22 protein-coding genes are annotated in these 19542 nt (G+C 72.4%); 9 read left to right on the plus strand and 13 right to left on the minus strand.

Annotated elements, in window-relative coordinates; all coding sequences use genetic code 11:
- Positions 1–23: 23 nt before the first annotated feature.
- Complete coding sequence (locus tag AB0F89_RS06085) at positions 24–446, minus strand: organic hydroperoxide resistance protein (RefSeq protein ID WP_367133407.1); 423 nt, start codon at positions 444–446, stop codon at positions 24–26.
- 112 nt (positions 447–558) lie between these two features.
- Positions 559–1119, minus strand: a complete 561-nt coding sequence (locus tag AB0F89_RS06090; protein ID WP_367133409.1) for an NADPH-dependent FMN reductase — start codon at positions 1117–1119, stop codon at positions 559–561.
- 80 nt (positions 1120–1199) lie between these two features.
- On the opposite strand from AB0F89_RS06090, the gene AB0F89_RS06095 reads away from it, so the two are divergent.
- Complete coding sequence (locus AB0F89_RS06095; protein WP_367133411.1) at positions 1200–2267, plus strand: alpha/beta hydrolase; 1068 nt, start codon at positions 1200–1202, stop codon at positions 2265–2267.
- A gap of 75 nt (positions 2268–2342) precedes the next feature.
- Here the strand turns inward: AB0F89_RS06095 and AB0F89_RS06100 are convergent, their stop codons facing one another.
- Both AB0F89_RS06100 and AB0F89_RS06105 read right to left on the minus strand, forming a co-directional pair.
- Positions 2343–3791 carry a catalase gene (locus AB0F89_RS06100; RefSeq protein WP_367133413.1) on the minus strand — a complete coding sequence of 483 codons (1449 nt, stop codon included), beginning with the start codon at positions 3789–3791 and terminating at the stop codon, positions 2343–2345.
- 32 nt (positions 3792–3823) lie between these two features.
- Positions 3824–4240 carry a Fur family transcriptional regulator gene (locus tag AB0F89_RS06105; protein WP_367133415.1) on the minus strand — a complete coding sequence of 139 codons (417 nt, stop codon included), beginning with the start codon at positions 4238–4240 and terminating at the stop codon, positions 3824–3826.
- 85 nt (positions 4241–4325) lie between these two features.
- On the opposite strand from AB0F89_RS06105, the gene AB0F89_RS06110 reads away from it, so the two are divergent.
- Together AB0F89_RS06110 and AB0F89_RS06115 are read left to right on the plus strand one after the other, a co-directional pair.
- Positions 4326–5495, plus strand: a complete 1170-nt coding sequence (locus AB0F89_RS06110) for an MFS transporter (protein WP_367133418.1) — start codon at positions 4326–4328, stop codon at positions 5493–5495.
- Positions 5496–5557: 62 nt separating this feature from the next.
- Positions 5558–6202 carry a thiopurine S-methyltransferase gene (locus AB0F89_RS06115; RefSeq protein WP_367133420.1) on the plus strand — a complete coding sequence of 215 codons (645 nt, stop codon included), beginning with the start codon at positions 5558–5560 and terminating at the stop codon, positions 6200–6202.
- Here the strand turns inward: AB0F89_RS06115 and AB0F89_RS06120 are convergent.
- Genes AB0F89_RS06120 through AB0F89_RS06130 form a run of 3 tightly spaced genes read right to left on the minus strand, consistent with a single transcriptional unit; the run spans position 6199 to position 9977 of the window.
- Complete coding sequence (locus AB0F89_RS06120; protein WP_367133422.1) at positions 6199–7638, minus strand: gluconokinase; 1440 nt, start codon at positions 7636–7638, stop codon at positions 6199–6201. The genes AB0F89_RS06115 and AB0F89_RS06120 overlap by 4 nt on opposite strands.
- A 9-nt stretch (positions 7639–7647) precedes the next feature.
- A complete protein-coding gene (locus AB0F89_RS06125) occupies positions 7648–8715 on the minus strand; it encodes an aspartate-semialdehyde dehydrogenase (protein WP_367133424.1) in 1068 nt (355 codons plus the stop codon).
- On the minus strand, positions 8712–9977 hold the full coding sequence (locus tag AB0F89_RS06130; RefSeq protein WP_367133426.1) for an aspartate kinase: 1266 nt from the start codon (positions 9975–9977) through the stop codon (positions 8712–8714). The genes AB0F89_RS06125 and AB0F89_RS06130 overlap by 4 nt, the downstream gene beginning before the upstream one ends.
- Before the next feature lie 101 nt (positions 9978–10078).
- Between AB0F89_RS06130 and AB0F89_RS06135 the strand changes: the two genes are divergently transcribed.
- The gene (locus AB0F89_RS06135) at positions 10079–11278 is read left to right on the plus strand and encodes a hypothetical protein (RefSeq protein WP_367133428.1); all 1200 of its coding nucleotides are present in this window, start codon (positions 10079–10081) and stop codon (positions 11276–11278) included.
- Positions 11278–11874 carry a nitroreductase family protein gene (locus tag AB0F89_RS06140; protein ID WP_367133430.1) on the plus strand — a complete coding sequence of 199 codons (597 nt, stop codon included), beginning with the start codon at positions 11278–11280 and terminating at the stop codon, positions 11872–11874. The genes AB0F89_RS06135 and AB0F89_RS06140 overlap by 1 nt, the downstream gene beginning before the upstream one ends.
- On the opposite strand, the gene AB0F89_RS06145 is transcribed toward AB0F89_RS06140, so the two are convergent.
- Together AB0F89_RS06145 and AB0F89_RS06150 are read right to left on the minus strand one after the other, a co-directional pair.
- Positions 11839–12150 (minus strand): hypothetical protein, encoded by a 312-nt coding sequence (locus AB0F89_RS06145; RefSeq protein ID WP_367133432.1) that lies wholly within the window; start codon positions 12148–12150, stop codon positions 11839–11841. The genes AB0F89_RS06140 and AB0F89_RS06145 overlap by 36 nt on opposite strands.
- A gap of 71 nt (positions 12151–12221) precedes the next feature.
- Positions 12222–12521, minus strand: a complete 300-nt coding sequence (locus tag AB0F89_RS06150) for a hypothetical protein (protein WP_367133434.1) — start codon at positions 12519–12521, stop codon at positions 12222–12224.
- Positions 12522–12743: 222 nt separating this feature from the next.
- Here AB0F89_RS06150 and leuA point away from each other — a divergent pair, with 222 nt between their 5' ends.
- On the plus strand, positions 12744–14534 hold the full coding sequence (gene leuA, locus AB0F89_RS06155) for a 2-isopropylmalate synthase (RefSeq protein WP_367133436.1): 1791 nt from the start codon (positions 12744–12746) through the stop codon (positions 14532–14534).
- A gap of 85 nt (positions 14535–14619) precedes the next feature.
- Here the strand turns inward: leuA and AB0F89_RS06160 are convergent, their stop codons facing one another.
- Positions 14620–15102, minus strand: a complete 483-nt coding sequence (locus AB0F89_RS06160) for a hypothetical protein (protein ID WP_367133438.1) — start codon at positions 15100–15102, stop codon at positions 14620–14622.
- Between the two features lie 252 nt (positions 15103–15354).
- Between AB0F89_RS06160 and AB0F89_RS06165 the strand changes: the two genes are divergently transcribed.
- Positions 15355–15915 carry a DedA family protein gene (locus AB0F89_RS06165; RefSeq protein ID WP_367133440.1) on the plus strand — a complete coding sequence of 187 codons (561 nt, stop codon included), beginning with the start codon at positions 15355–15357 and terminating at the stop codon, positions 15913–15915.
- Here AB0F89_RS06165 and AB0F89_RS06170 read toward each other — a convergent pair.
- On the minus strand, positions 15879–16490 hold the full coding sequence (locus AB0F89_RS06170) for a TetR/AcrR family transcriptional regulator (RefSeq protein ID WP_367133442.1): 612 nt from the start codon (positions 16488–16490) through the stop codon (positions 15879–15881). The two genes, AB0F89_RS06165 and AB0F89_RS06170, sit on opposite strands and share 37 nt — an antisense overlap.
- Before the next feature lie 76 nt (positions 16491–16566).
- Here AB0F89_RS06170 and AB0F89_RS06175 point away from each other — a divergent pair, with 76 nt between their 5' ends.
- Positions 16567–17130 carry a TIGR03086 family metal-binding protein gene (locus AB0F89_RS06175; RefSeq protein WP_367133445.1) on the plus strand — a complete coding sequence of 188 codons (564 nt, stop codon included), beginning with the start codon at positions 16567–16569 and terminating at the stop codon, positions 17128–17130.
- Between the two features lie 61 nt (positions 17131–17191).
- Here AB0F89_RS06175 and AB0F89_RS06180 read toward each other — a convergent pair whose 3' ends face one another.
- Positions 17192–17623: a winged helix-turn-helix transcriptional regulator gene (locus AB0F89_RS06180; RefSeq protein ID WP_367133447.1), complete on the minus strand. Its 432-nt coding sequence runs from the start codon at positions 17621–17623 to the stop codon at positions 17192–17194.
- A gap of 82 nt (positions 17624–17705) precedes the next feature.
- On the opposite strand from AB0F89_RS06180, the gene AB0F89_RS06185 reads away from it, so the two are divergent.
- Complete coding sequence (locus AB0F89_RS06185; protein WP_367133449.1) at positions 17706–18407, plus strand: SDR family oxidoreductase; 702 nt, start codon at positions 17706–17708, stop codon at positions 18405–18407.
- A 43-nt stretch (positions 18408–18450) separates the two neighbouring features.
- Here AB0F89_RS06185 and AB0F89_RS06190 read toward each other — a convergent pair whose 3' ends face one another.
- Positions 18451–19542 (minus strand): ABC transporter ATP-binding protein, encoded by a 1092-nt coding sequence (locus AB0F89_RS06190; RefSeq protein WP_367138733.1) that lies wholly within the window; start codon positions 19540–19542, stop codon positions 18451–18453.

Consider the following 19542-nt stretch of genomic DNA (forward strand, 5'->3'; position numbering starts at 1 on the left):
TGACGCCTCCTGTGCGGTGCGCTCTAGACGGTGGTCGAGAGCGCCACCTCGATGTTCCCTCGCGTGGCGTTGGAGTAGGGGCAGATCCGGTGCGCGGCCTCGACCAGCTGGTCGGCCACGTCCTGGTCGATGCCGGGGACGTGCACGGCCAGCCGCACGGCCAGCTGGAAGCCGCCCTTGCTGTCGCCGCCCAGGTCGACCTTCGCGGTCACCGTCGTCTCGCCCGTCGACACCTTGGCCTGCCGCGCGGCGACCTTCAGCGCGCTGTGGAAGCACGCCGCGTAGCCGGCCGCGAACAGCTGCTCCGGGTTGGTCTTGTCGCCGCCCGTGCCGCCCAGCTCCTTGGGCGTGGCCAGCTGCTCGTCCAGCACCCCGTCCGAGGAGCGGACCTCGCCGTTGCGGCCGTCTCCGACGGCGACGGCTTCCGCGGTGTAGAGCACCTGCATGGTGAACGCTCCCCTTCGAGCCGGTGGTCGAGCCGATGATCAGGTCAACGCCCGACCGGAGCCGATCCACACCGGGTGGTGTGGCAGCTCACGCCCTCCAACACCTACCCGCTCAGCCCGCCCTCGACACGGCGAACTCGGCCACCTGTCGCCCGATCGTGCGCAGCTGGTCGGCCACCGACGGCACCGTGCAGCCGCCCTCCGGGGTGAACTCGACCTCGCGGGAGTTCACCGCCGCGCCCAGCGGCGTCGGCCAGCCGCGCAGGGCGTGCACGATCGAGCGCAACGCGGTCAGCGTGGTCACCGACGCCTGCCAGCCCTGGGCCGTGGCCACGCAGCCGACCGCCCGGCCGTCCAGGTAGGGGCGCTCGTCGACGCGCAGGTCCTCGACGTAGTCCAGGGCGTTCTTGACCAGGCCGGACACCGTGCCGTGGTAGCCGGGCGAGACCAGCACCACGCCGTCCGCGGCGCGCAGCGCCTCCACCAGCCGGCGCGCGCCGTCGGTCCGGTCGGGGATCGCGGGGTCGTAGAACGGCAGCACCAGGTCGGGTCCGGCGACCTCGACCACCTTCGCGCCCGCGTCCACGGCGCCTTCCAGGGCGATCCGCATCGCGCGCTCGGACTGCGAGTTGGGGCGGAGGGACCCGCCGATGCCCACCACGGTGACCGTCATGGTCCCCGATCCTGCCACCTGCACCTAACTGGAGGTCCAAACACTCGCCACCTCCCCTACCGGCTAGTAACCTAGGTCTCATGGCGAACCTCGGCGACTCGATCCCACCCGGTGTCCTGGCCGGCGCCCTGCGCTTCGCGTTCGGGCTGCCCGCACCGCTGCGCAGGCTCATCGCGGGCCGGCCGATCACGGTGGACGGCCAGCGCCTGCACCCCGAGGCCCAGTTGCTGCTGCGGTTGCAGCAGCTCAGCGGCGAGGACTGGCGGACGACGACGCCCGCTGCCAACCGCGCGGCGCTCAACCGCAGCAGCTCGCTGGTGTGCGGGCCGGTGATCGGCGGCGTGGCGGTGCGACCGCTGGCGATGAACGGCGTCCCCGGCCGGTTCTACGAGCCGACCGGGCTGGCCGGGGGCTCGCCGCTGCTGGTCTTCTACCACGGTGGCGGGTGGGTCAGCGGCGACCTGGACAGCCACGACAACCTGTGCCGGTTCCTGGCCGTCGAGGCCGGGGTGCGGGTGCTGTCGGCGGACTACCGGCTCGCGCCCGAGCACCCGTTCCCGGCCGCGGCGGACGACGCGCAGACCGCGTTCGAGTACGCCGTCGAGCACGCGGAGGAGCTGGGGGTCGACCCGCGGCGGATCGCGCTGGGCGGTGACAGCGCGGGCGGCAACCTGGCCGCCGTCACGGCGCTGCACGCGGGCGAGGTGAAGCCGGTGTTCCTGCTGCTGTTCTACCCGGCGGTGGACGCGTCGGTGCGGCGGCGGTCGCGGGAGCTGTTCGGCCGGGGGTTCTTCCTCACCGACGAGAAGATGGACTGGTTCCTCGACCACTACGCGCCGTCCCGCGACGCGCACACCGACCCGCGGCTGTCGGTGCTGCTGGCGGAGGACCTGAGCGGGCTGCCGCCGACGTACCTGGCGACGGCCGGGTTCGACCCGCTGCGGGACGAGGGCGAGGCGTTCGCCGAGAAGCTGGCCCGCCAGGGCGTGCCGGTGGTGCTGCGGCGCTACGAGGGCCTGTTCCACGGGTACGCGAACATCCTCGGCGTCGGCGGCGTGTTCCGGGAGGCGGTGGCCGAGGCGGTCGGGTCGCTGCGCACCGGGCTGGCGCTGGCCAACACCCGGCAGGACATCCCCGAGACCGCGTGACACCGGACCGGTCGCCCGCGAGGCGCCTCGCCGGTCAGGGCCGCCCTCGGGCGCACGGGCGGCCCTGACCGGGGGTCACTTGCCGAAGGCGGCGGCGATCTTGTCGCCGGTCTCCTTGTCGATGTTGCGCCAGTACTCGAACACCCGCTCCAGCACGGGCTCGGAGACGCCGTTCGAGGCGTGCGCGACGACGTTCTTCACCAGCAGCTCGCGCTGGGCGGCGTCGAACACCTCGCGGACCAGCGTGCCCGCCTGGCCCCAGTCGTCGTCCTCCGGGTGCAGCTCGTACGCGGAGCGCACGACCTCGTCCCCGACGCCGTAGGTCGTGGTGACCTCGCCGGCCGCCGCGGCGGAGGCGTGCGGGCCGCCGTACGAGTTGGGCGCGTACACCGGGTCGGCCGGGTTGGCGAACCGCATCGCGCCGTCCCGGGAGTACGAGTTCACCGGCGACTTCGGCCGGTTCACCGGCAGCTCGTTGTAGTTCGCGCCGATGCGGTACCGGTGCGCGTCGGGGTAGGCGAACATCCGGCCGACGAGCATCCGGTCCGGGGACGCGCCGATGCCGGGCACCAGGTTGGTCGGCTCGAACGCCGCCTGCTCGATCTCGGCGAAGTAGTCCGCCGGGTTCCGGTCGAGCACCAGCCTGCCGACCTCGATCCGCGGGTAGTCGCCCTGCGGCCACACCTTGGTCAGGTCGAACGGGTTGAAGCGGTAGCCCGCGGCCTCCGCGTACGGCATGACCTGCACGTACAGCGTCCACGACGGGAACTCGCCGCGCTCGATCGAGTGCCACAGGTCGGCGCGGTGCGCGTCGGCGTCCTCACCGGCGATCCGCGCGGCCTCCTCGGAGGTCAGCGTCTCGACGCCCTGGTCGGTCTTGAAGTGGTACTTGACCCAGAACTTCTCGCCGGCCGCGTTCTCCCACAGGTAGGTGTGCGAGCCGTAGCCGTTCTGGTGCCGCCAGGTCCGGGGGATGCCCCGGTCGCCCATCAGCCACGTCACCTGGTGCGCGGTCTGCGGCTGCAGCGTCCAGAAGTCCCACTGCATGTCGTGGTCGCGGCGGCCGGTGTCGGCGCGGCGCTTCTGCGAGCGGATGAAGTCCGGGAACTTGATCGGGTCGCGCAGGAAGAACACCGGCGTGTTGTTGCCGACCAGGTCGTAGTTGCCCTGCGAGGTGTAGAACTTCAGCGCGAAGCCGCGCGGGTCGCGCCACGTGTCGGGTGAGCCCAGCTCGCCGGCGACCGTGGAGAAGCGCAGCAGCACCTCGGTCCGCGCGCCGGGCTGGAACAGCGCCGCCTTGGTGAAGCGGCTGACGTCCTCGGTCGCCTCGAAGTGGCCGAACGCGCCGCCGCCCTTGGCGTGCACCACCCGCTCGGGCACCCGTTCCCGGTTGAACTGGGCGTTCTTCTCGATCAGGTAGTGGTCCTGCAGCAGGATCGGGCCGTTCGCGCCGAGGGTCAGCGAGTGGTCGTCGCTCCCGATCGGGATGCCCGCGTTGTTGGTCGTGTGACGCGCTTCGGTCACGCTGGTAGCTCCTTCGGGGTGGGGTGCGGCAGTCAACGCCCGTGGCAGTCCGGGCAGAGACCCCAGAACAGGACCTCCGCCTCCTCCACGGCGAAGCCGGCCGCGTCGGAGGGTTCGAGGCAGGGCGCGGCTCCGTGGACGCAGTCGACGTCCTCGGTCCGCCCGCAGGCCCGGCACACGAGGTGGTGGTGGTTGTCGCCGATCCGCGTCTCGTAGCGCGCCGGGTGGCCGGCGGGCTCGATCCGGCGCAGCAACCCGGTCCGCGCGCACGCGTGCAGCACGTCGTAGACGGCCTGCGTCGACACGGACCCCAGCCTGGCGCGCACGCCCGCGGCGACCGAGTCGGCCGTGGCGTGGGGGTGGTCGGCGAGCCATTCGAGCACCGCGATCCGGGGCGCGGTGACGCGCAGCCCGGCGTCCTTGAGCAGCTCACGTGGTCCTGGAGTCATGGCCCCACCACTGCACCACGCTTTCTGGAGTCAGTCAAGAAAACGAATCGTTAAACCCCTTGCCCCGGGGAGTGAAGATGAGCGGGTGAACGTCTCCCCCTACCTGGCCGTCCTCCGGACGCCGCGCGTGCCCGGCTTCATGCTGCTGATGCTGCTGGCGCGGATACCGGGGACGGCCGCGGGCATGACGATCACCATGCACGTCCTGCTCAGCCTGGAGCGCGGCTACGGCGCCGCGGGCCTGGTGGGAGCGGTGAGCACGATCGGCATCGCGGCGGGCTCGCCGCTGATGGGCCACCTCGTCGACCGGCGCGGGCTGCGGGCGATGCTCGCGCTGTCCATGGTCACCGAGGGGGTCTTCTGGTTCGTCGCGCCGCTGCTGTCGTACGAGGTGCTGCTGGTGACGTGCTTCATCACCGGCATGACGGTGATGCCGGTCATGTCGCTGGGCAGGCAGATCCTGACCGCCCTCGTGCCGGACGACCGCAGGCGCACCGCGCTGGCGATGGACTCGATGGCCGTCGAGGTGTCGTTCATGGCCGGGCCGGCGCTCGGCGTCGCGCTCACCACGCAGGCGTCCAGCCGGACCGCGATGTGGACGATCGGCGTGGCGATGCTGCTGGTCGGCGGCATCCTGTACGCCATCGACCCGCCGATCCGCAGCGAGAGCGACAGCAGCGCGCGGGTGCCCGTCCGGGAGTGGCTGGACGGCCGGCTGCTCGGCGTGCTGATCAGTGCGGGCGGGGCGACGTTCGTGCTGTCGGGCGTCGAGGTGGCGTTGGTGGCGTCGATGCGCGAGCTGGAGCTGACCGAGTGGACCGGCGCGCTGATCGTGGTGATGTGCGTGGCGTCGCTGGCGGGCGGTTTCGTCTACGGCGGCCTGACCCGCGTCCCGCCGCTGTGGGCGCTGATGGGCGCCATGGGGCTGCTGGCCGTGCCGATCGGGCTGCTCGACTGGTCGCCGTGGTGGCTGGCGCTGGCCCTCGTGCCGACGAACCTGCTGTGCGCGCCGACGATCACCTCCACCGGCGAGGCGATCACGAAGTACGCCCCGGCGTCCGCGCGCGGGGTGGCGATGGGCATCCAGAGCTCGGCGCTCACGCTGGGCGTGGCGGCGGGCCAGCCGTTGACGGGCTTCGTGATCGACCACTCCACGCCGGCGTGGGGCTTCGCGGTGGCGGGCCTGGGCGCGGTGGTGATCGCGGCGGGCACGGCGCTGCTCGACCGGCGGTCGGCGCCCGCCCCCGTCGGCTGACCGGGCGCGAGATCACCCGTTCGGACCCGTCTCCACCGCCGTCCGCGCGCCTCTTGTCCACCATGGAATCCGAGTTCTGGTTCGACTCCTGGGAGCAGGGCGGCACGAAGACCAGCTTCCACCTGCCCGACGTGCACGAGCACGCCCGGATGCTGGCCCGGCTCGGCCTGGTGGCCGGCGCCCGGGTCCTGGTGCCGCTCTGCGGCAAGACCACCGACCTGAGGTTCTTCGCGGAGTCGGCGGCCGAGGTCGTCGGGGTCGAGCTGGTGCCGAGGGCGGTCGCCGAGTTCTTCGCCGAGAACGGCCTCGACCCGGTCGAGGAGGAGCCCGACGTGTTCCGCAGCGGCAACCTCGTGATCCGCCGCCAGGACGTCTTCAAGCTGGGCCCGGAGGTCGTCGGCCCGGTGGACCTCGTGTACGACCGGGCCGCGCTGATCGCGTTCCCGGACGACATGCGGCAGCGCTACGCCACCACGATCGCCCGGCTGCTGCGACCCGGCGCCCGGTACTTCATCAACACCCTGGAGTACCACCCGAGGCTGCCGTCACCGCCGTTCTCGGTCGGGCCGCGGGAGATCGTCGAGCTCTTCGGGCGGGCGTTCGAGGTCGAGCACGTGGCCGCCGAGCCGAGGCCGGAGCACCGGATGGTCGGGAAGTTCGGCCTGACCGGCCTGGTGGAGCACGGTTTCCTGCTCCGCGCGCGCTAGACCGGCTCCTGCCGCAGGTCGCGCAGCGCCTGGTAGAGGCGGTCGATGGCGGGGCGGGCGCGGGCGTAGTGCTCGACGGCGGCGGGGTCCGGTGCGATCACCTTCACCGGTTCGACCAGGTCGGCGGCGACGGTCAGGGAGTCGATCTCGCCCAGCGCGCGCCAGCCGACCAGGGCCGCGCCGACGCCGGAGCCCTCGCTGTCGTCGGCCAGCTCCAGCTCCAGCCCCAGCGCCGACGCCAGCACGGTCGCCCACAGGTCGCTGCGGAACGCCCCGCCGGTCACGCGGACCGCGTGCACGTCGGCCACCGACCGCACGGCGTCCAGCACCAGCGCCAGCTGCTGTGCCACGCCCTCGACCAGCGCCCGCGCCACCACGGCCCGCCCGTGCTCGCGCCGCAGCCCGACCACCGCCGACGTCGCGTCCGCGTCCCACCACGGCGCGCGCTCGCCCAGCAGGTACGGCAGCGCGGTCACACCGGCCGCGCCCACCGGCACGGTCGCCGCCTCCTCCAGCAGCGCCCGCACGTCGACGCCGAACGCCTCGGCGGCCCACTGCGCGACCACGCCACCGTTGCTGACCGCCCCGCCGAGCACCCACAGCCCCTCGGCGACGGCGTAGCAGAACACCCGCCCGCGCTCGTCCACCGCGGGCTCCGAGCGGACCACCCGCAGCGCGCCGCTGGTGCCCAGCGACACCGCCGCCACACCGGGCACGACCGCGCCGACGCCCAGGTTCGCCATCGGCCCGTCACCGCCGCCCAGCACGACCGGCAGGCCGGCGGGCAGGCCGGGGACGTCCAGCGCCAGCGGCAGGGAGTCGACCGGCGCGTGCAGGGACGGCAGCTGCTCGGGGCGGACGTCCGCGAAGGCCAGCGCGTCGGGGTGCCAGTCGAGCGCCTTCAGGTCCATCAGGCCGGTCGCGGAGGCCGACGAGTGCTCGGTCGCGAGCACGCCGGTCAGCTGCAGCGCGACGAAGTCCTTCAGCCCGCACCACCGCGCGGCCGTGAAGCCCCGGTCGTGGAACCACGCCAGCTTCACCAGCGGCGACATGGTGTGGATCGGGGTACCCGTCGCGCGGTGCAGCGCGATGCCCTCCGCGGTGCCGCGCAGCCGCGCCGTCTGCTCCAGGGCGCGGTTGTCCGCCCACGACAACGACGGCGTCACAGGTGTGCCCGACGCGTCCAGCCCGACCAGCGTGTGCATCGCGCCGGTCAGCGCCAGCGCCCGCACCGAGTGCCCCTGCGCCGCCACCTCCAGCAACGCCTCGTGAGCCGCGCCCCACACCTCGACCGGGTCGTGGGTCGCCTCACCGGCGGGCGTGGTGCGCATCGGGTAACCCCGCTCCGCCGATGCGACCACGCCCGCGTCCCGGTCCACCGCGATGACCTTGGTCGACGTGGTCCCCAGGTCGATCGCGAGCACTACCTCCGCCATACGTGAAACCTACAGGCGGTTCGCCAGCTCCTCGGCGATCTCGTAGGTGTTCAGCGCCGCGCCCTTGCGCAGGTTGTCACCGCACACGAAGAAGTCCAGCGTGTTCGGGAAGTCCAGCGCCTGGCGCACCCGGCCCACGTAGGTCGGGTCGCCGCCGACGACGTCCGCCGGCGTCGGGAACCGCTTCGCCGCCGGGTCGTCCACCAGCACGACGGTCGGCTGCGCCTCGAAGATCTTGTGCGCCTGCTCGACGGTCACCTCGCGGGCGAACGTCGCGTGCACCGCGAGCGAGTGCGTGGTCACCACGGGCACGCGCACGCAGGTCGCGGACACCTTCAGGTCCGGGATGCCGAGGATCTTGCGGGACTCGTTGCGGACCTTCAGCTCCTCGCTGGTCCACCCCTCGTCCTTCAGGGACCCGGCCCACGGCACGACGTTCAGCGCCAGCGGCGCGGGGAACGGCGAGTCCGACACCGGCAGGCCGGCGGACTCCAGCACCTCGCGCACGTCGCCCGCGCGGACGCCGACCTCCTTGCCCGCCAGCGCCGAGGTCTCCGCGTACAGCCGGTCGATCGCCGCCTGCCCGCCGCCGGACGCCGCCTGGTAGGACGCCACGACCAGCTCGCGCAGCTCGAACTCCCGGTGCAGGGCGCCCAGCGCGGCCATCATGGACAGCGTCGTGCAGTTCGGGTTCGCGATGATCCCCTTGGGACGGACGCCGATCCGGTCGGCGTTCACCTCGGGCACCACCAGCGGCACGTCGGGGTCCATCCGGAACGCGCCGGAGTTGTCCACCGCGACCGCGCCCTTCGACGCGGCGATCGGCGCCCACTCGGCCGACACCTCGTCCGGCACGTCGAACAGGGCGATGTCGACGCCGTCGAACGCCTCGGGCGACAGCGCGACGACCGTCAGCTCCTCACCGCGCACGGTGATCTTCTTGCCCGCCGAGCGCGGCGACGCGATCAGCCGGATCTCGCCCCACGGCACGGACCCGCGGCCGTTCATGATGTCGATCATGACGGTGCCGACGGCACCGGTGGCCCCCACGAGGGCCAGGACAGGACCGCCGCTCATCGCCCGCTCCCCGCGTACACCACAGCTTCTTCGTCGCCGCCCAGCTCGAACGCGTCGTGCAGCGCGCGCACGGCGTCGTCGAGCTGCGTGTCGCGGCAGATGACCGAGATCCGGATCTCCGAGGTGGAGATGATCTCGATGTTGACGCCCGCCGAGGCCAGCGCCTCGCAGAACTGCGCGGTCACGCCGGGGTGCGAGCGCATCCCCGCGCCGACCAGCGACACCTTGCCCACGTGCTCGTCGTAGAGCACCTGGTCGAAGCCGATCTCCTCGCGCGCCTTCTCCAGCACGGCGACCGCGCGCGGACCGTCGTCCTTCGGCAGGGTGAACGTCACGTCGGTGCGGCCGGACACGGCCTGCGAGACGTTCTGCACGACCATGTCGATGTCGAGCTCCGCCTCGGCCACGACGCGGAAGATGCGCGCCGCCATGCCGGGCAGGTCGGGCACCGCGGTCACGGTCACCTTGGCCTCGGACCGGTCGTGCGCGACGCCGGTGATCATCGCCTGTTCCACGGGAAGGTCCTCCACTGACCCGGACACGATGGTCCCGGGCTTGTTGCTGAACGAAGATCGGACGTGCACCGGAACGCCGTACCGGCGGGCGTACTCGACGCAGCGCAGCATGAGCACCTTGGCCCCGCTCGCCGCCATCTCCAGCATCTCCTCGTAGGTGATGCTCTCCAGCCGCTTGGCGTTCGGCACGATGCGCGGGTCGGCGCTGAACACGCCGTCCACGTCGGTGTAGATCTCGCAGACGTCGGCCTTCAGCGCCGCCGCCAGCGCCACCGCGGTGGTGTCGGTGCCGCCGCGGCCGAGCGTGGTGATCTCCTTGCTGTCCTGGCTGACGCCCTGGAAACCGGCGACGATCGCGATCGCGCCCTCCGCCAGGGCGTCCTGGATGCGGCTCGGCGTCACGTCGATGATGCGCGCCTTGCCGTGCACGGACGTGGTGATCACGCCGGCCTGCGAGCCGGTGTACGAGCGCGCCTCGGCGCCCAGCGAGGTGATCGCCATCGCCAGCAGCGACATGGAGATGCGCTCACCGGACGTGAGCAGCATGTCCATCTCGCGGGCGGGCGGCACCGGGGACACCTGGCGGGCGAGGTCGAGCAGCTCGTCGGTCGTGTCGCCCATCGCGGAGACCGCGACGACGACGTCGTTGCCCGCTTTGCGGGTCGCGACGATGCGCTCGGCCACGCGTTTGATCCGCTCGGCGCTCCCGACCGAGGAACCGCCGTACTTCTGGACGACGAGCGCCACAGACCCACTCCTCCCAGGTGCTTCAAGCCCAGCTCACCGGGGAGACTACCTGGCCCAAGGAGTGGACAGCGGTCGCCGTGACGGCCACTACCCTCAACTCCGTGTCGACCCTGGAGGCCGTTCGCGTGGACCCCGAGGACGTGCCCCGCGCGCGTGAGCGGTTGGCGCGCGCGGCCGGCCACCGCGTGACCGTCGCGCTCGCGCCCGCCGTGCTCTACCTGGCCGTTCGCGAGCTCGGGCTGCTCGCCCTCCAGCTGATGGCGGCGCGTTGGGACAAGGACGTCGCCAGGGCGCTCACGTCGTGGGACGGGCAGTGGTTCCTGGGCATCGCCGAGGGCGGCTACGCGGGCGTGCCGTCGTGGTTGGTGGACGCGTTCGGGCGGCGGAGCGACCAGACGCCGCTGGCGTTCTTCCCGGGCTACCCGACGCTGGTGCGGTGGGTCGACGGGCTGCCCGGCGTGCCGACGGTCGGCGCGGCGTTCGCGGTGAGCCTGGTCAGCGGCGTGTTCTGCGCGTACGGGCTGGCGCGGCTGGGCAGGCGGGTGTTCGGCGGGTCGCGGCGGGCCGGGCTGGTGCTAGTGGTGCTGTTCGCGGCGTCGCCGATGGCGGTGGTGCTGTCGATGACGTACTCCGAGGCGACGTTCTGCGCGCTGGCCGTCTGGTCGCTGGTGGGCGTGGTGGAGGGGCGCTGGGTGTCGGCGGGCGCGTGCTGCGCGGCGGCGGGGCTGGTGCGGCCGACGGCGGCGGCGCTGGTGCTGGCGGTGTGCGCGGCGGCGGCCGTGGCGGTGTGGCAGCGGCGGGATGGCTGGCGGCCGTGGGTCGGCGGGCTGGTCGCGCCGCTCGGGCTGCTCGGCTACCTGGGGTACGTGGCGGTGCGCACCGGGCGTTGGGACGGCTGGTTCGCGGTGCAGCAGATCGGCTGGGACTCCCGGTTCGACGGCGGCGCGGCGACGGGGAAGTTCGCGTTGCTCATCCTGGGTGACCCCCGATCGGTACTGGAGCTGGCCACGGTGTGGCTGCTGGTGGTGGCGCTGGCCCTGGTTGCGCTGAGCTTCCGGCGCGGGCTGGAGTGGCCGCTGATCGCCTACGGGGTCGGCGTGCTGGTGATGGACCTCGGGTCGAACGGGCTGATGAACTCGAAGGCCAGGCTGTTGCTGCCCGCGTTCACGCTGCTGGTGCCGGTCGCGCTGGCGCTGGCGAGGCGGCGGACGGGCACGGTGGTCGCGGTGCTGGTCGGCCTCTCGGTGTTCAGCGCGTGGTTCGGCGCGTACGCCATCACGGCTTGGCAGTATGCGATCTGATGGAACCCCACCCGTTGATCACGAAGCGCTGGAGCCCGCGGGCGTTCGACGGCGCGGCCGAGGTGCCGCCGGAGACCGTGCGGGTGCTGCTGGAGGCGGCCCGCTGGGCGGCGTCGCACGGCAACACGCAGCCCGCCCGGTTCCTGGTCGGGCACCGGGGCGACGACACGTTCGCCGGGATCTTCGCCGCGCTGCGGCCCGGCAACCGGACGTGGGCCGGGCGGGCGTCCGTGCTGCTGGTGGGCGCGGTGGCCGAGTCCGACGAGCGCGGGCCGGTGCCGAACACCGAGTTCGGCCTCGGGCTCGCGGTGCAGAACCTGGTGCTCCAGGCCGTGGAGCTGGGACTGGTCACGCACCAGATCGGCGGGTTCTCGCCGGACGCGGTGCGCGAGGCGTTCGGGGTGCCCGCCGACGTGCGGCCGGTCGTGGTGGTCGCGGTCGGGCTGCTCGGCGACGCGGAGGAGCTGCCCGAGGACCTGCGGGCCCGGGAGCGGCGGCCACGCGCGCGCAAGCCGCTGAGCGAGACGGTCTTCGCCGGTCGGTGGGGCCGGCCCGCGTTCTCAGCCGAGCCGGCGGACCAGCCTGAGCACGAGTGAGCGGACGACCAGCCAGAACAGCGCCGCCAGGCCGTAGTTGACCAGCACGGCCAGCTTCGGGTCCTGCGGGGTGAACAGGTCGTGGAACCCGAGCGCGAACCGGTCGGCCCAGGTCGCGACCTCGGTGGTGATCGAGTTGGCCGGGTTCGCGCCGCCCACCGTCAGCAGCACGTGGGCGACGAGGACGACGGCCACCAGCAGCCCCGCCCAGCTCAGCACGCCCGCGACGACCGAGACGGCTCTCGTGCGCACCGAGGGGTCCGCGTGGTCAGCCATGCCGCAAGCCTAGGAAGAACGCCCGGTCCCCGCCGCAGGGGGGAGGACGGCGGGGACCGGGACGGGGGGAGCTAGCGCGCTACGACTCGCGCCAGCAGACCTGCCACGACGAGCCAGAAGACCGCCGCGAGGCCGTAGTTCAGGATGACGTCGAGGTTCTGGTTGCCCGTCTGGAACAACCCCGGGAAGAACAGCGCCAACGGCTCGGCGAGCTGCTGGATGAAGCGGAAGAACGCGTTGGCCGTGTTCACCCCGATGAGGAGCATGAGGATGTAGATGACCTCGATGCCCGCGAACACAGCGCCAACACCGCGGATCACTCGGGCAGCGGTGTAGTTGCCGCTGCGCGTTGAGGTTCGCCATCTGGACATGTCAAGGTGATTCCCGGACCACGATCGAGTGAAACTCGACCGGGTGAAGTTCCACCATCTGGACGTTCGGTTCCACCTCGACGCGAAAACCGGTTAGCCTGGCCCGCATGGCACGTGCCCTCCTGCTTCGCCGCCGTGACGGGGTCTGATCAGACCGGCCCCCCGTCGCGGGATCGAGCGTTGCCGCCGGTCGTCACCCCACCGGCAGCAGGAGACCCCGACATGAGCACCAGCCCCGACGTCTACACCTCCGGTGTCAGCCGCATCCGGCCACCGGCCCGGCCCGTGCCCGGCCAGCCCGCCTGGAACCCGCAGCTCGGCACGTCGATGCCGGTCCACCGCTACCGGCCGTTCCACGAGCAGGTGGAGACCGTCGAGGTGCCGGACCGCACGTGGCCGGCCAAGCGGATCACCAAGGCGCCCCTGTGGTGCGCGGTCGACCTGCGCGACGGCAACCAGGCGCTGATCGACCCGATGTCGCCCGCCCGCAAGCGCAAGATGTTCGACCTGCTGGTGCGGATGGGCTACAAGGAGATCGAGGTCGGCTTCCCGGCCGCCTCGCAGACCGACTTCGACTTCGTCCGCGAGATCATCGAGGACGGCGCGATCCCGCCCGACGTGACGATCCAGGTGCTGACCCAGTGCCGGCCCGAGCTGATCACCCGCACGTTCGAGTCGCTGCGCGGCGCGGCCAGGGCGATCGTGCACTTCTACAACTCGACGTCCGTCCTGCAGCGCCGGGTGGTGTTCAAGTCCGACCGCGAGGGCATCAAGAAGATCGCCACCGACGCCGCCGCGTTCGCGCTGGAGCAGGAGAAGGACTACCCGGAGACCGAGTTCCGCTACGAGTACTCCCCCGAGTCCTACACCGGCACCGAGCTGTCGTACGCGCTGGAGGTCTGCGACGCGGTGTCGGCGGTCATCCGGCCGACGCCGGACAAGCCGCTGATCATCAACCTGCCGGCGACGGTGGAGATGGCCACGCCGAACGTCTACGCCGACTCGATCGAGTGGATGTCGCGCAACCTGGCCCGGCGCGAGTCGATCATCCTGTCGCTGCACCCGCACAACGACCGGGGCACCGGCGTGGCGGCGGCCGAGCTGGGCTACCTGGCGGGCGCCGACCGGATCGAGGGCTGCCTGTTCGGCAACGGCGAGCGCACCGGCAACGTGTGCCTGGTGACGCTGGGCATGAACATGTTCAGCCAGGGCGTCGACCCGCAGATCGACTTCTCCGACATCGACGAGGTCCGGCGCACGGTCGAGTACTGCAACCAGCTGCCCGTGCCCGAGCGGCACCCGTACGGCGGCGACCTGGTGTTCACCGCGTTCTCCGGCTCGCACCAGGACGCGATCAAGAAGGGCCTGGAGGCCCTGGAGGACGACGCCAAGGACGCCGGGCAGCACGTGGACGAGTACCCGTGGGAGGTCCCGTACCTGCCGATCGACCCGAAGGACGTCGGCCGCAACTACGAGGCCGTGATCCGGGTCAACTCGCAGTCCGGCAAGGGCGGCGTGGCGTACCTGATGAAGACCGAGCACCACCTGAACCTGCCGCGCCGGTTGCAGGTCGAGTTCTCCAAGGTCATCCAGGAGGTCACCGACACCAAGGGCGGCGAGATCGGGCCCAAGGACATGTGGGACTCGTTCGCCCAGGAGTACCTGGACGGGACCGTGCCGCTGAAGCTGCTGCGCCAGAAGGTGTCCGGCGACGGCAGCGGCCACGAGAAGATCAAGGCCGTGGTCGTGGTGGACGGCGAGACGCAGGAGATCACCGGCACCGGCAACGGCCCGATCGCCGCGTTCGTCGACGCCCTGGCCACCATCGGCTACGACGTGCGGGTGCTGGACTACACCGAGCACGCGATGTCGTCCGGCGACGACGCCCGCGCGGCGGCCTACCTGGAGTGCGCCGTGTCCGACCGGGTGCTGTGGGGCGTCGGGATCGACAGCTCCACGGTGTCGGCGGCGCTGCGCGCCCTGGTGTCCGCGGTCAACCGGGCCAACCGGTAGCGGGTGGTCGCCCCGCCGTTCAGCGGCGGCGGGGCGACCACAACCCCTTCGGCTCGGTCGGCGGAGAACTCGCGGGCGGTCGGGATCAGTAGCCGTGGTTGTGGCCGAAAGCGCCGTTGTAGATGGCGCCCTCGTCCGACCAACCCCAGTCGTTGCCCCACCCGCAGATGTCCAGGCCGTCCTTGTCGATGCACAGGATCATGCGGGAGGAGGAGTTCTTGTCGCTGTCGTGGTGGGTGTAGGTGAACGAGGGGTTGTCGTAGGAGCCGCGGTGGGCGACCCACTCGGCGCCAGGGTACTCGGAGATCCACACCGTCGGCCGCCAACTGGGCCACTGGCTGACGGCCGTGCCCTGGTAGACGTTGTTGCCGTTGCACGTCCCGGACACGGGCTTCTCCGCGGCCACCTCCACCTTCCCGCCGTTCTGGTCGATGACCAGGCTGCTGCGCACCGAGGTCGACCCGGCGCAGCGGGCGGCGGCGGTGCCGGGGAGCACGACCGAGGAGCCGATGAAGGCCACCGCGGTGGACAGCCCCAGAATGGTCGCGGCAGTGCGCGGAAGACTCATTCCCACAATTCCCCCCGAAATTTCTGCGATCAACCGGAAGCAAAGCGGGCGACCTGATCGGAATTCAATTTCGGAATAGGTCGTCATTGCGACGGTACCGCCGGAGCGAATTCCGAACCAGTCACACGGTGGGGTGAAGGGCGACCTGGGCGGACGTGGGCGGCGCGCGGTCGCCGGGCCGGCGCAGGTGACGGTTCCCTGAAGACTGGGCCGACCGGGTGATGATCGGGAACCCCCGGGCGTTCACGTGGCATGACCGCGCTCGTGGTGCTGTTCTTCGTCGCCCTCGTGCCGCTGGCGCCCACGGAGGCCGTGCTGATCGGCTGTGGCGTGCTCGCGGCGTCCGGCGAGCTGTCGCTGCCGGCGGTGATCGCCGTGGCCGCCGTCGGCTGCGCCCTGTCCGACCTGGTGAACTTCGCCATCGGGCGGGCCGCCGGGATGCGGGCGCTGTCGCGGGTCGGGCGGCGGCCCGGACCGCGGGCGGTGATCGCGTGGACGGCGGCGAAGTTGGCCACCCGCGGTGAGTCGATCCTGGTGGCGGTGCGGTTCGCGCCCGGCGGGGGTGTCGTCGGCGCGGTGCTGGCCGGGTCGCTGCGGTGGCCGGTCCGCAGGTTCGCGCCGGTCGCCGCGGTCGGGGCGGCGCTGTGGAGCGCCTACACGGCCGCGCTCGGCTACTTCGGCGGGCAGCTGTTCAGCGACCCGGTGGTGGCCGCGCTGATCTCGTTCGGCGTCGCGACGGTGATCAGCGTGCCGATCGGGATGGCGGTGAAGGCGGCTCAGCGCCGGGTCGTCGACGCCGCCGCGCCCGCCTGAGCCAGCCGGGCGCGCACCGCCACCCGGGCCCGGTCGTAGGCGTGCGGGTCGTCGTGCAGCACGGACTGCGCGTTGGCCATCTCCAGGAACGCGATCAGCTCGAACGCCAGCTGGTCGGGGTCGGCGACGCCCGGGATCGCGGCGATGGTCTCGCGGACGTGGGCGTTCCACTCCCGCGCGTACCCGGCGATCGCGTCGCGCACCCGGCCGTGCCGCGCGTCGAACTCGGCCTGCACGGCGTAGAAGAAGCACCCGCCGGGGAACGTGCGGTCCTCCGAGTAGGTCAGCCACCCGGTCAGCAGCAGCTCCAGCCGCCGCGGTCCCGGCGGCACGGCGCGCGCGGGCTCCACGACGTTCGCCACGAAGATCGCCGCCGCCGCGCGCACGGTCGCGAGCTGCAGCTCCTCCTTGGACCCGAAGTGCGCGAACACCCCGCTCTTGCTGACCTCCAGCTCGGTCGCCAGCCGCCCGATCGATAGGCCCTCCAACCCCTCGACCGACGCGATGTCGGCCGCCCGCCGCAGGATCTGCCGCCGCGTCTGCTCGCCGCGCTCCACCCGTCCGTCGACCTTCACGCCCTCCACGCTAGCGCCCTTGACCCGCACCAAACTAATTGTACGATCGTTCGTACAACTAGAGGGGTGGACACACATGGATCTCCTGGACCTGAACCGGTCGGCGCTCGACCTCAACCTCGAGCTGATGGCGGGCTTGGAGGAGCGGCACCTGGACCTCCGGACGCCGTGCGCCGGCTGGACCGTCTACGAGCTGCTGCGCCACCAGGTCGAGTCGACGCTGGGCTTCACCGCGGGCATCCGCCGCACCGCCGTCGACGCGCCGGCGGGCGACGACCTGGTCGCGGCCTACCGGGTGGCGACCGACGCGGCCACCGAGGCGTTCCGCGCGGACGGCGTGCTGGACCGCGAGGCCGAGTTCCCCGGCTACGGCGTCCGCCCCGGCCGACACCTGGTCGCCGCGCACTTCGTGGACAACCTGACGCACGCCTGGGACCTGTGCCGGGCGATCGGGGTCGACAGCACGCTGGACGCCGAGCTGGCCACCGCCGCCTACCGGATGGCGCGGCACTACCCGACGACCCCGGACGTCCGCGGTCCGGGAGCGGCGTTCGCGCTCCCGGTCGCCGTGCCCGAGGACGCGCCGATCACGGACCGGCTGGTGGGCCTGCTCGGCCGCTCGCCCGCCTGGTCCGCCTAGCCGGTCGCCGTGCCGGGGCGTCGCCACAGGGGGAGGCGCCCCGGCACGGGACCACCACGCGCTAGGGCCGTCGCACGCGGACCTCGTCCGGCGGCGTCACGGCGCCCTCGTCGTCCACGAACCGCACCGACACCGGCCGCCCGCCGGCCGTGCGGTACTCGACGTCCGGCGCGACGTCCGGGAAGTGCTCGCCGCCCCACTGCTGCAACGCGCACAGCACCACGCTCACCCGCCGGCCGGACTCGGTGAGCAGGTAGCAGTCCCGCGCCCGCTGCCCCGGCTCCCGGTAGCCGTGCCGGGCCAGCAGGCCGCTGTCGACCAGCTTCGCGAGCCGGGCGGTGAGCACGTCGGAGGCGATGCCGAGCCGGGAGCGGAACTCGGAGAACCGGGTCGCGCCCATCAGCGCCTCGTGCAGCACGAAGATCGTCCAGCGCTCGCCGACGAGCTCCACGGCCTTGGCCAGGGAGCAGGCGGGGTCGTCCGGGGCGGCCACGGCCCCAGTATCGCCCGGTTGTGCAGCCCGAGCCAGCCCGGCTAAGTTGGCAAATCCAACTCAACTCACGGGGGAGGCAACCATGAAGATCGCCAACTCGGTCGCCCTGGTCACCGGCGCGAACCGCGGCCTGGGCAGGCACTTCGCGCGGCAGCTGCTGGACCGGGGCGCGGCCAGGGTCTACGCCACCGCGCGCGACCCCCGGTCGGTCGACCTGGACGGCGTCGAGGTGCTGCCGCTGGACATCACCGACCCGGCCGCCGTCGCCGCGACCGCGGCCGCCGCCGGCGACGTGAGCCTGCTGGTCAACAACGCGGGCATCATCACCGGGGCGAACCTGGTCACCGGCGACCCGGCCGCGATCAGGGCGGAGCTGGACACGAACTTCTTCGGCACGCTGGAGGTGGTCCGCGCCTTCGCGCCGGTCCTCGCGGCCAACGGCGGCGGCGCGATCCTGAACGTGCTGTCCTCGATGTCCTGGGTGTCCTACGACCGCGCCACCGCCTACAGCGCGGCCAAGGCGGCGCTGTGGAGCCTCACCAACGGCGTCCGGGTCGAGCTCGCGGGTCAGGGCACCCTGGTCACCGGCCTGCACCTGGGCCCGACGGACACCGACATGACCGCGGGCCTCGACGTGCCGAAGAACGACCCCGCCGACGTGGTCCGCGCCGCCCTGGACGGCGTCGAGGCCGACCTGGTCGAGGTGCTGGCCGACCAGGGCGTGGTCGACCTCAAGGCCGCGCTGGCCGCCGACCCGCGCGTCCTCTACCCGAACGTCGTCTGAGCGCGGTCCCGGGGGCGTCGACCGCCGCCCCCGGGACCGGGGCTCACGGGTTCAACGCCTCCGTCACCGAGGCGGGGCCGACCAGCGGGACGTCCGGCGACACGCCGTCCTCCTCCACCAGCACGGTCTCCACCTCGTGCGGCCGGATCGCCCCGGCCCGGATGTCCTCCGCCCAGTGGCAGGCCACCTTGTGCCCCGGCAGCACCTCGCGCAGCTCGGGCCGCTCGGTGTCGCACCGGGTCGCCTGCTTCCACGGGCACCGCGTGTGGAAGCGGCAGCCCGACGGCGGGTTCGCGGGCGAGGGCAGGTCACCGGTCAGCAGGATCCGCTCCCGGCGGTCCTCCACCAGCGGGTCCGGCACCGGGATCGCCGACAGCAGCGCCTTGGTGTACGGGTGCAGCGGCTCGGCGTACAGGTCGTCCGAGGTCGCCTCCTCCACCAGGCCGCCCAGGTACATCACGCCGACCCGGTCGGAGATGTGCCGCACCACGGCGAGGTCGTGCGCGATCACCAGGTAGGTGAGCCCGAACTCGTCCTGCAGCTCCTCCAGCAGGTTGACCACCTGCGCCTGCACCGACACGTCCAGCGCGGACACCGGCTCGTCGGCGATGATCAGGTCCGGCTCGACCGCCAGCGCCCGCGCGATGCCGATGCGCTGCCGCTGACCGCCGGAGAACTCGTGCGGGTACTTGCGCAGCGACGTGCTCGGCAACCCGACCGCGGACAGCAGCGACCGCAAGCGCTTGGCGGTCGCGTCGCGGCCCTTGTCCAGCCCGTGCGCCCGCAGGCCCTCGACCAGGATCGACTCCACCGACTGCCGCGGGTCCAGGGACGACATGGGGTCCTGGAACACCATCTGCATCCGGCGCCGCATCCGGCGCAGCCCCTCGCCCTTCAGCGTCGACAGGTCCGTGCCGTCGAACACGACCCGCCCGGCCGTCGGCTCGGTCAGCCGCAGCACCGCCCGCCCGAGGGTGGACTTGCCGCAGCCGGACTCGCCGACCAGGCCGTACGTCTCGCCGCGGCGCACCGACAGGTCGATGCCGTCCACCGCGTAGACGTGGCCGACCGTGCGGTCGAGGACCACGCCCCGCTTGATCGGGAAGTGGACCTTGATGCCCTCGACCGACACCAG

The organism is Saccharothrix sp. HUAS TT1 (genome assembly GCF_040744945.1).
Lineage (GTDB): Bacteria > Actinomycetota > Actinomycetes > Mycobacteriales > Pseudonocardiaceae > Actinosynnema.

What these genes read in the sequence shown, in the direction of transcription:
- AB0F89_RS06085 (WP_367133407.1), bottom strand. Translation starts at nt 446, where the DNA reads ATGCAGGTGCTCTACACCGCGGAAGCCGTCGCCGTCGGAGACGGCCGC.
- AB0F89_RS06120 (WP_367133422.1), bottom strand. Translation starts at nt 7,638, where the DNA reads ATGGCGGAGGTAGTGCTCGCGATCGACCTGGGGACCACGTCGACCAAG.
- AB0F89_RS06160 (WP_367133438.1), bottom strand. Translation starts at nt 15,102, where the DNA reads ATGAGTCTTCCGCGCACTGCCGCGACCATTCTGGGGCTGTCCACCGCG.
- AB0F89_RS06095 (WP_367133411.1), top strand. Translation starts at nt 1,200, where the DNA reads ATGGCGAACCTCGGCGACTCGATCCCACCCGGTGTCCTGGCCGGCGCC.
- AB0F89_RS06145 (WP_367133432.1), bottom strand. Translation starts at nt 12,150, where the DNA reads ATGGCTGACCACGCGGACCCCTCGGTGCGCACGAGAGCCGTCTCGGTC.
- AB0F89_RS06150 (WP_367133434.1), bottom strand. Translation starts at nt 12,521, where the DNA reads ATGTCCAGATGGCGAACCTCAACGCGCAGCGGCAACTACACCGCTGCC.
- leuA (WP_367133436.1), top strand. Translation starts at nt 12,744, where the DNA reads ATGAGCACCAGCCCCGACGTCTACACCTCCGGTGTCAGCCGCATCCGG.
- AB0F89_RS06175 (WP_367133445.1), top strand. Translation starts at nt 16,567, where the DNA reads ATGGATCTCCTGGACCTGAACCGGTCGGCGCTCGACCTCAACCTCGAG.
- AB0F89_RS06105 (WP_367133415.1), bottom strand. Translation starts at nt 4,240, where the DNA reads ATGACTCCAGGACCACGTGAGCTGCTCAAGGACGCCGGGCTGCGCGTC.
- AB0F89_RS06140 (WP_367133430.1), top strand. Translation starts at nt 11,278, where the DNA reads ATGGAACCCCACCCGTTGATCACGAAGCGCTGGAGCCCGCGGGCGTTC.
- AB0F89_RS06165 (WP_367133440.1), top strand. Translation starts at nt 15,355, where the DNA reads ATGACCGCGCTCGTGGTGCTGTTCTTCGTCGCCCTCGTGCCGCTGGCG.
- AB0F89_RS06125 (WP_367133424.1), bottom strand. Translation starts at nt 8,715, where the DNA reads ATGAGCGGCGGTCCTGTCCTGGCCCTCGTGGGGGCCACCGGTGCCGTC.
- AB0F89_RS06115 (WP_367133420.1), top strand. Translation starts at nt 5,558, where the DNA reads ATGGAATCCGAGTTCTGGTTCGACTCCTGGGAGCAGGGCGGCACGAAG.
- AB0F89_RS06090 (WP_367133409.1), bottom strand. Translation starts at nt 1,119, where the DNA reads ATGACGGTCACCGTGGTGGGCATCGGCGGGTCCCTCCGCCCCAACTCG.
- AB0F89_RS06185 (WP_367133449.1), top strand. Translation starts at nt 17,706, where the DNA reads ATGAAGATCGCCAACTCGGTCGCCCTGGTCACCGGCGCGAACCGCGGC.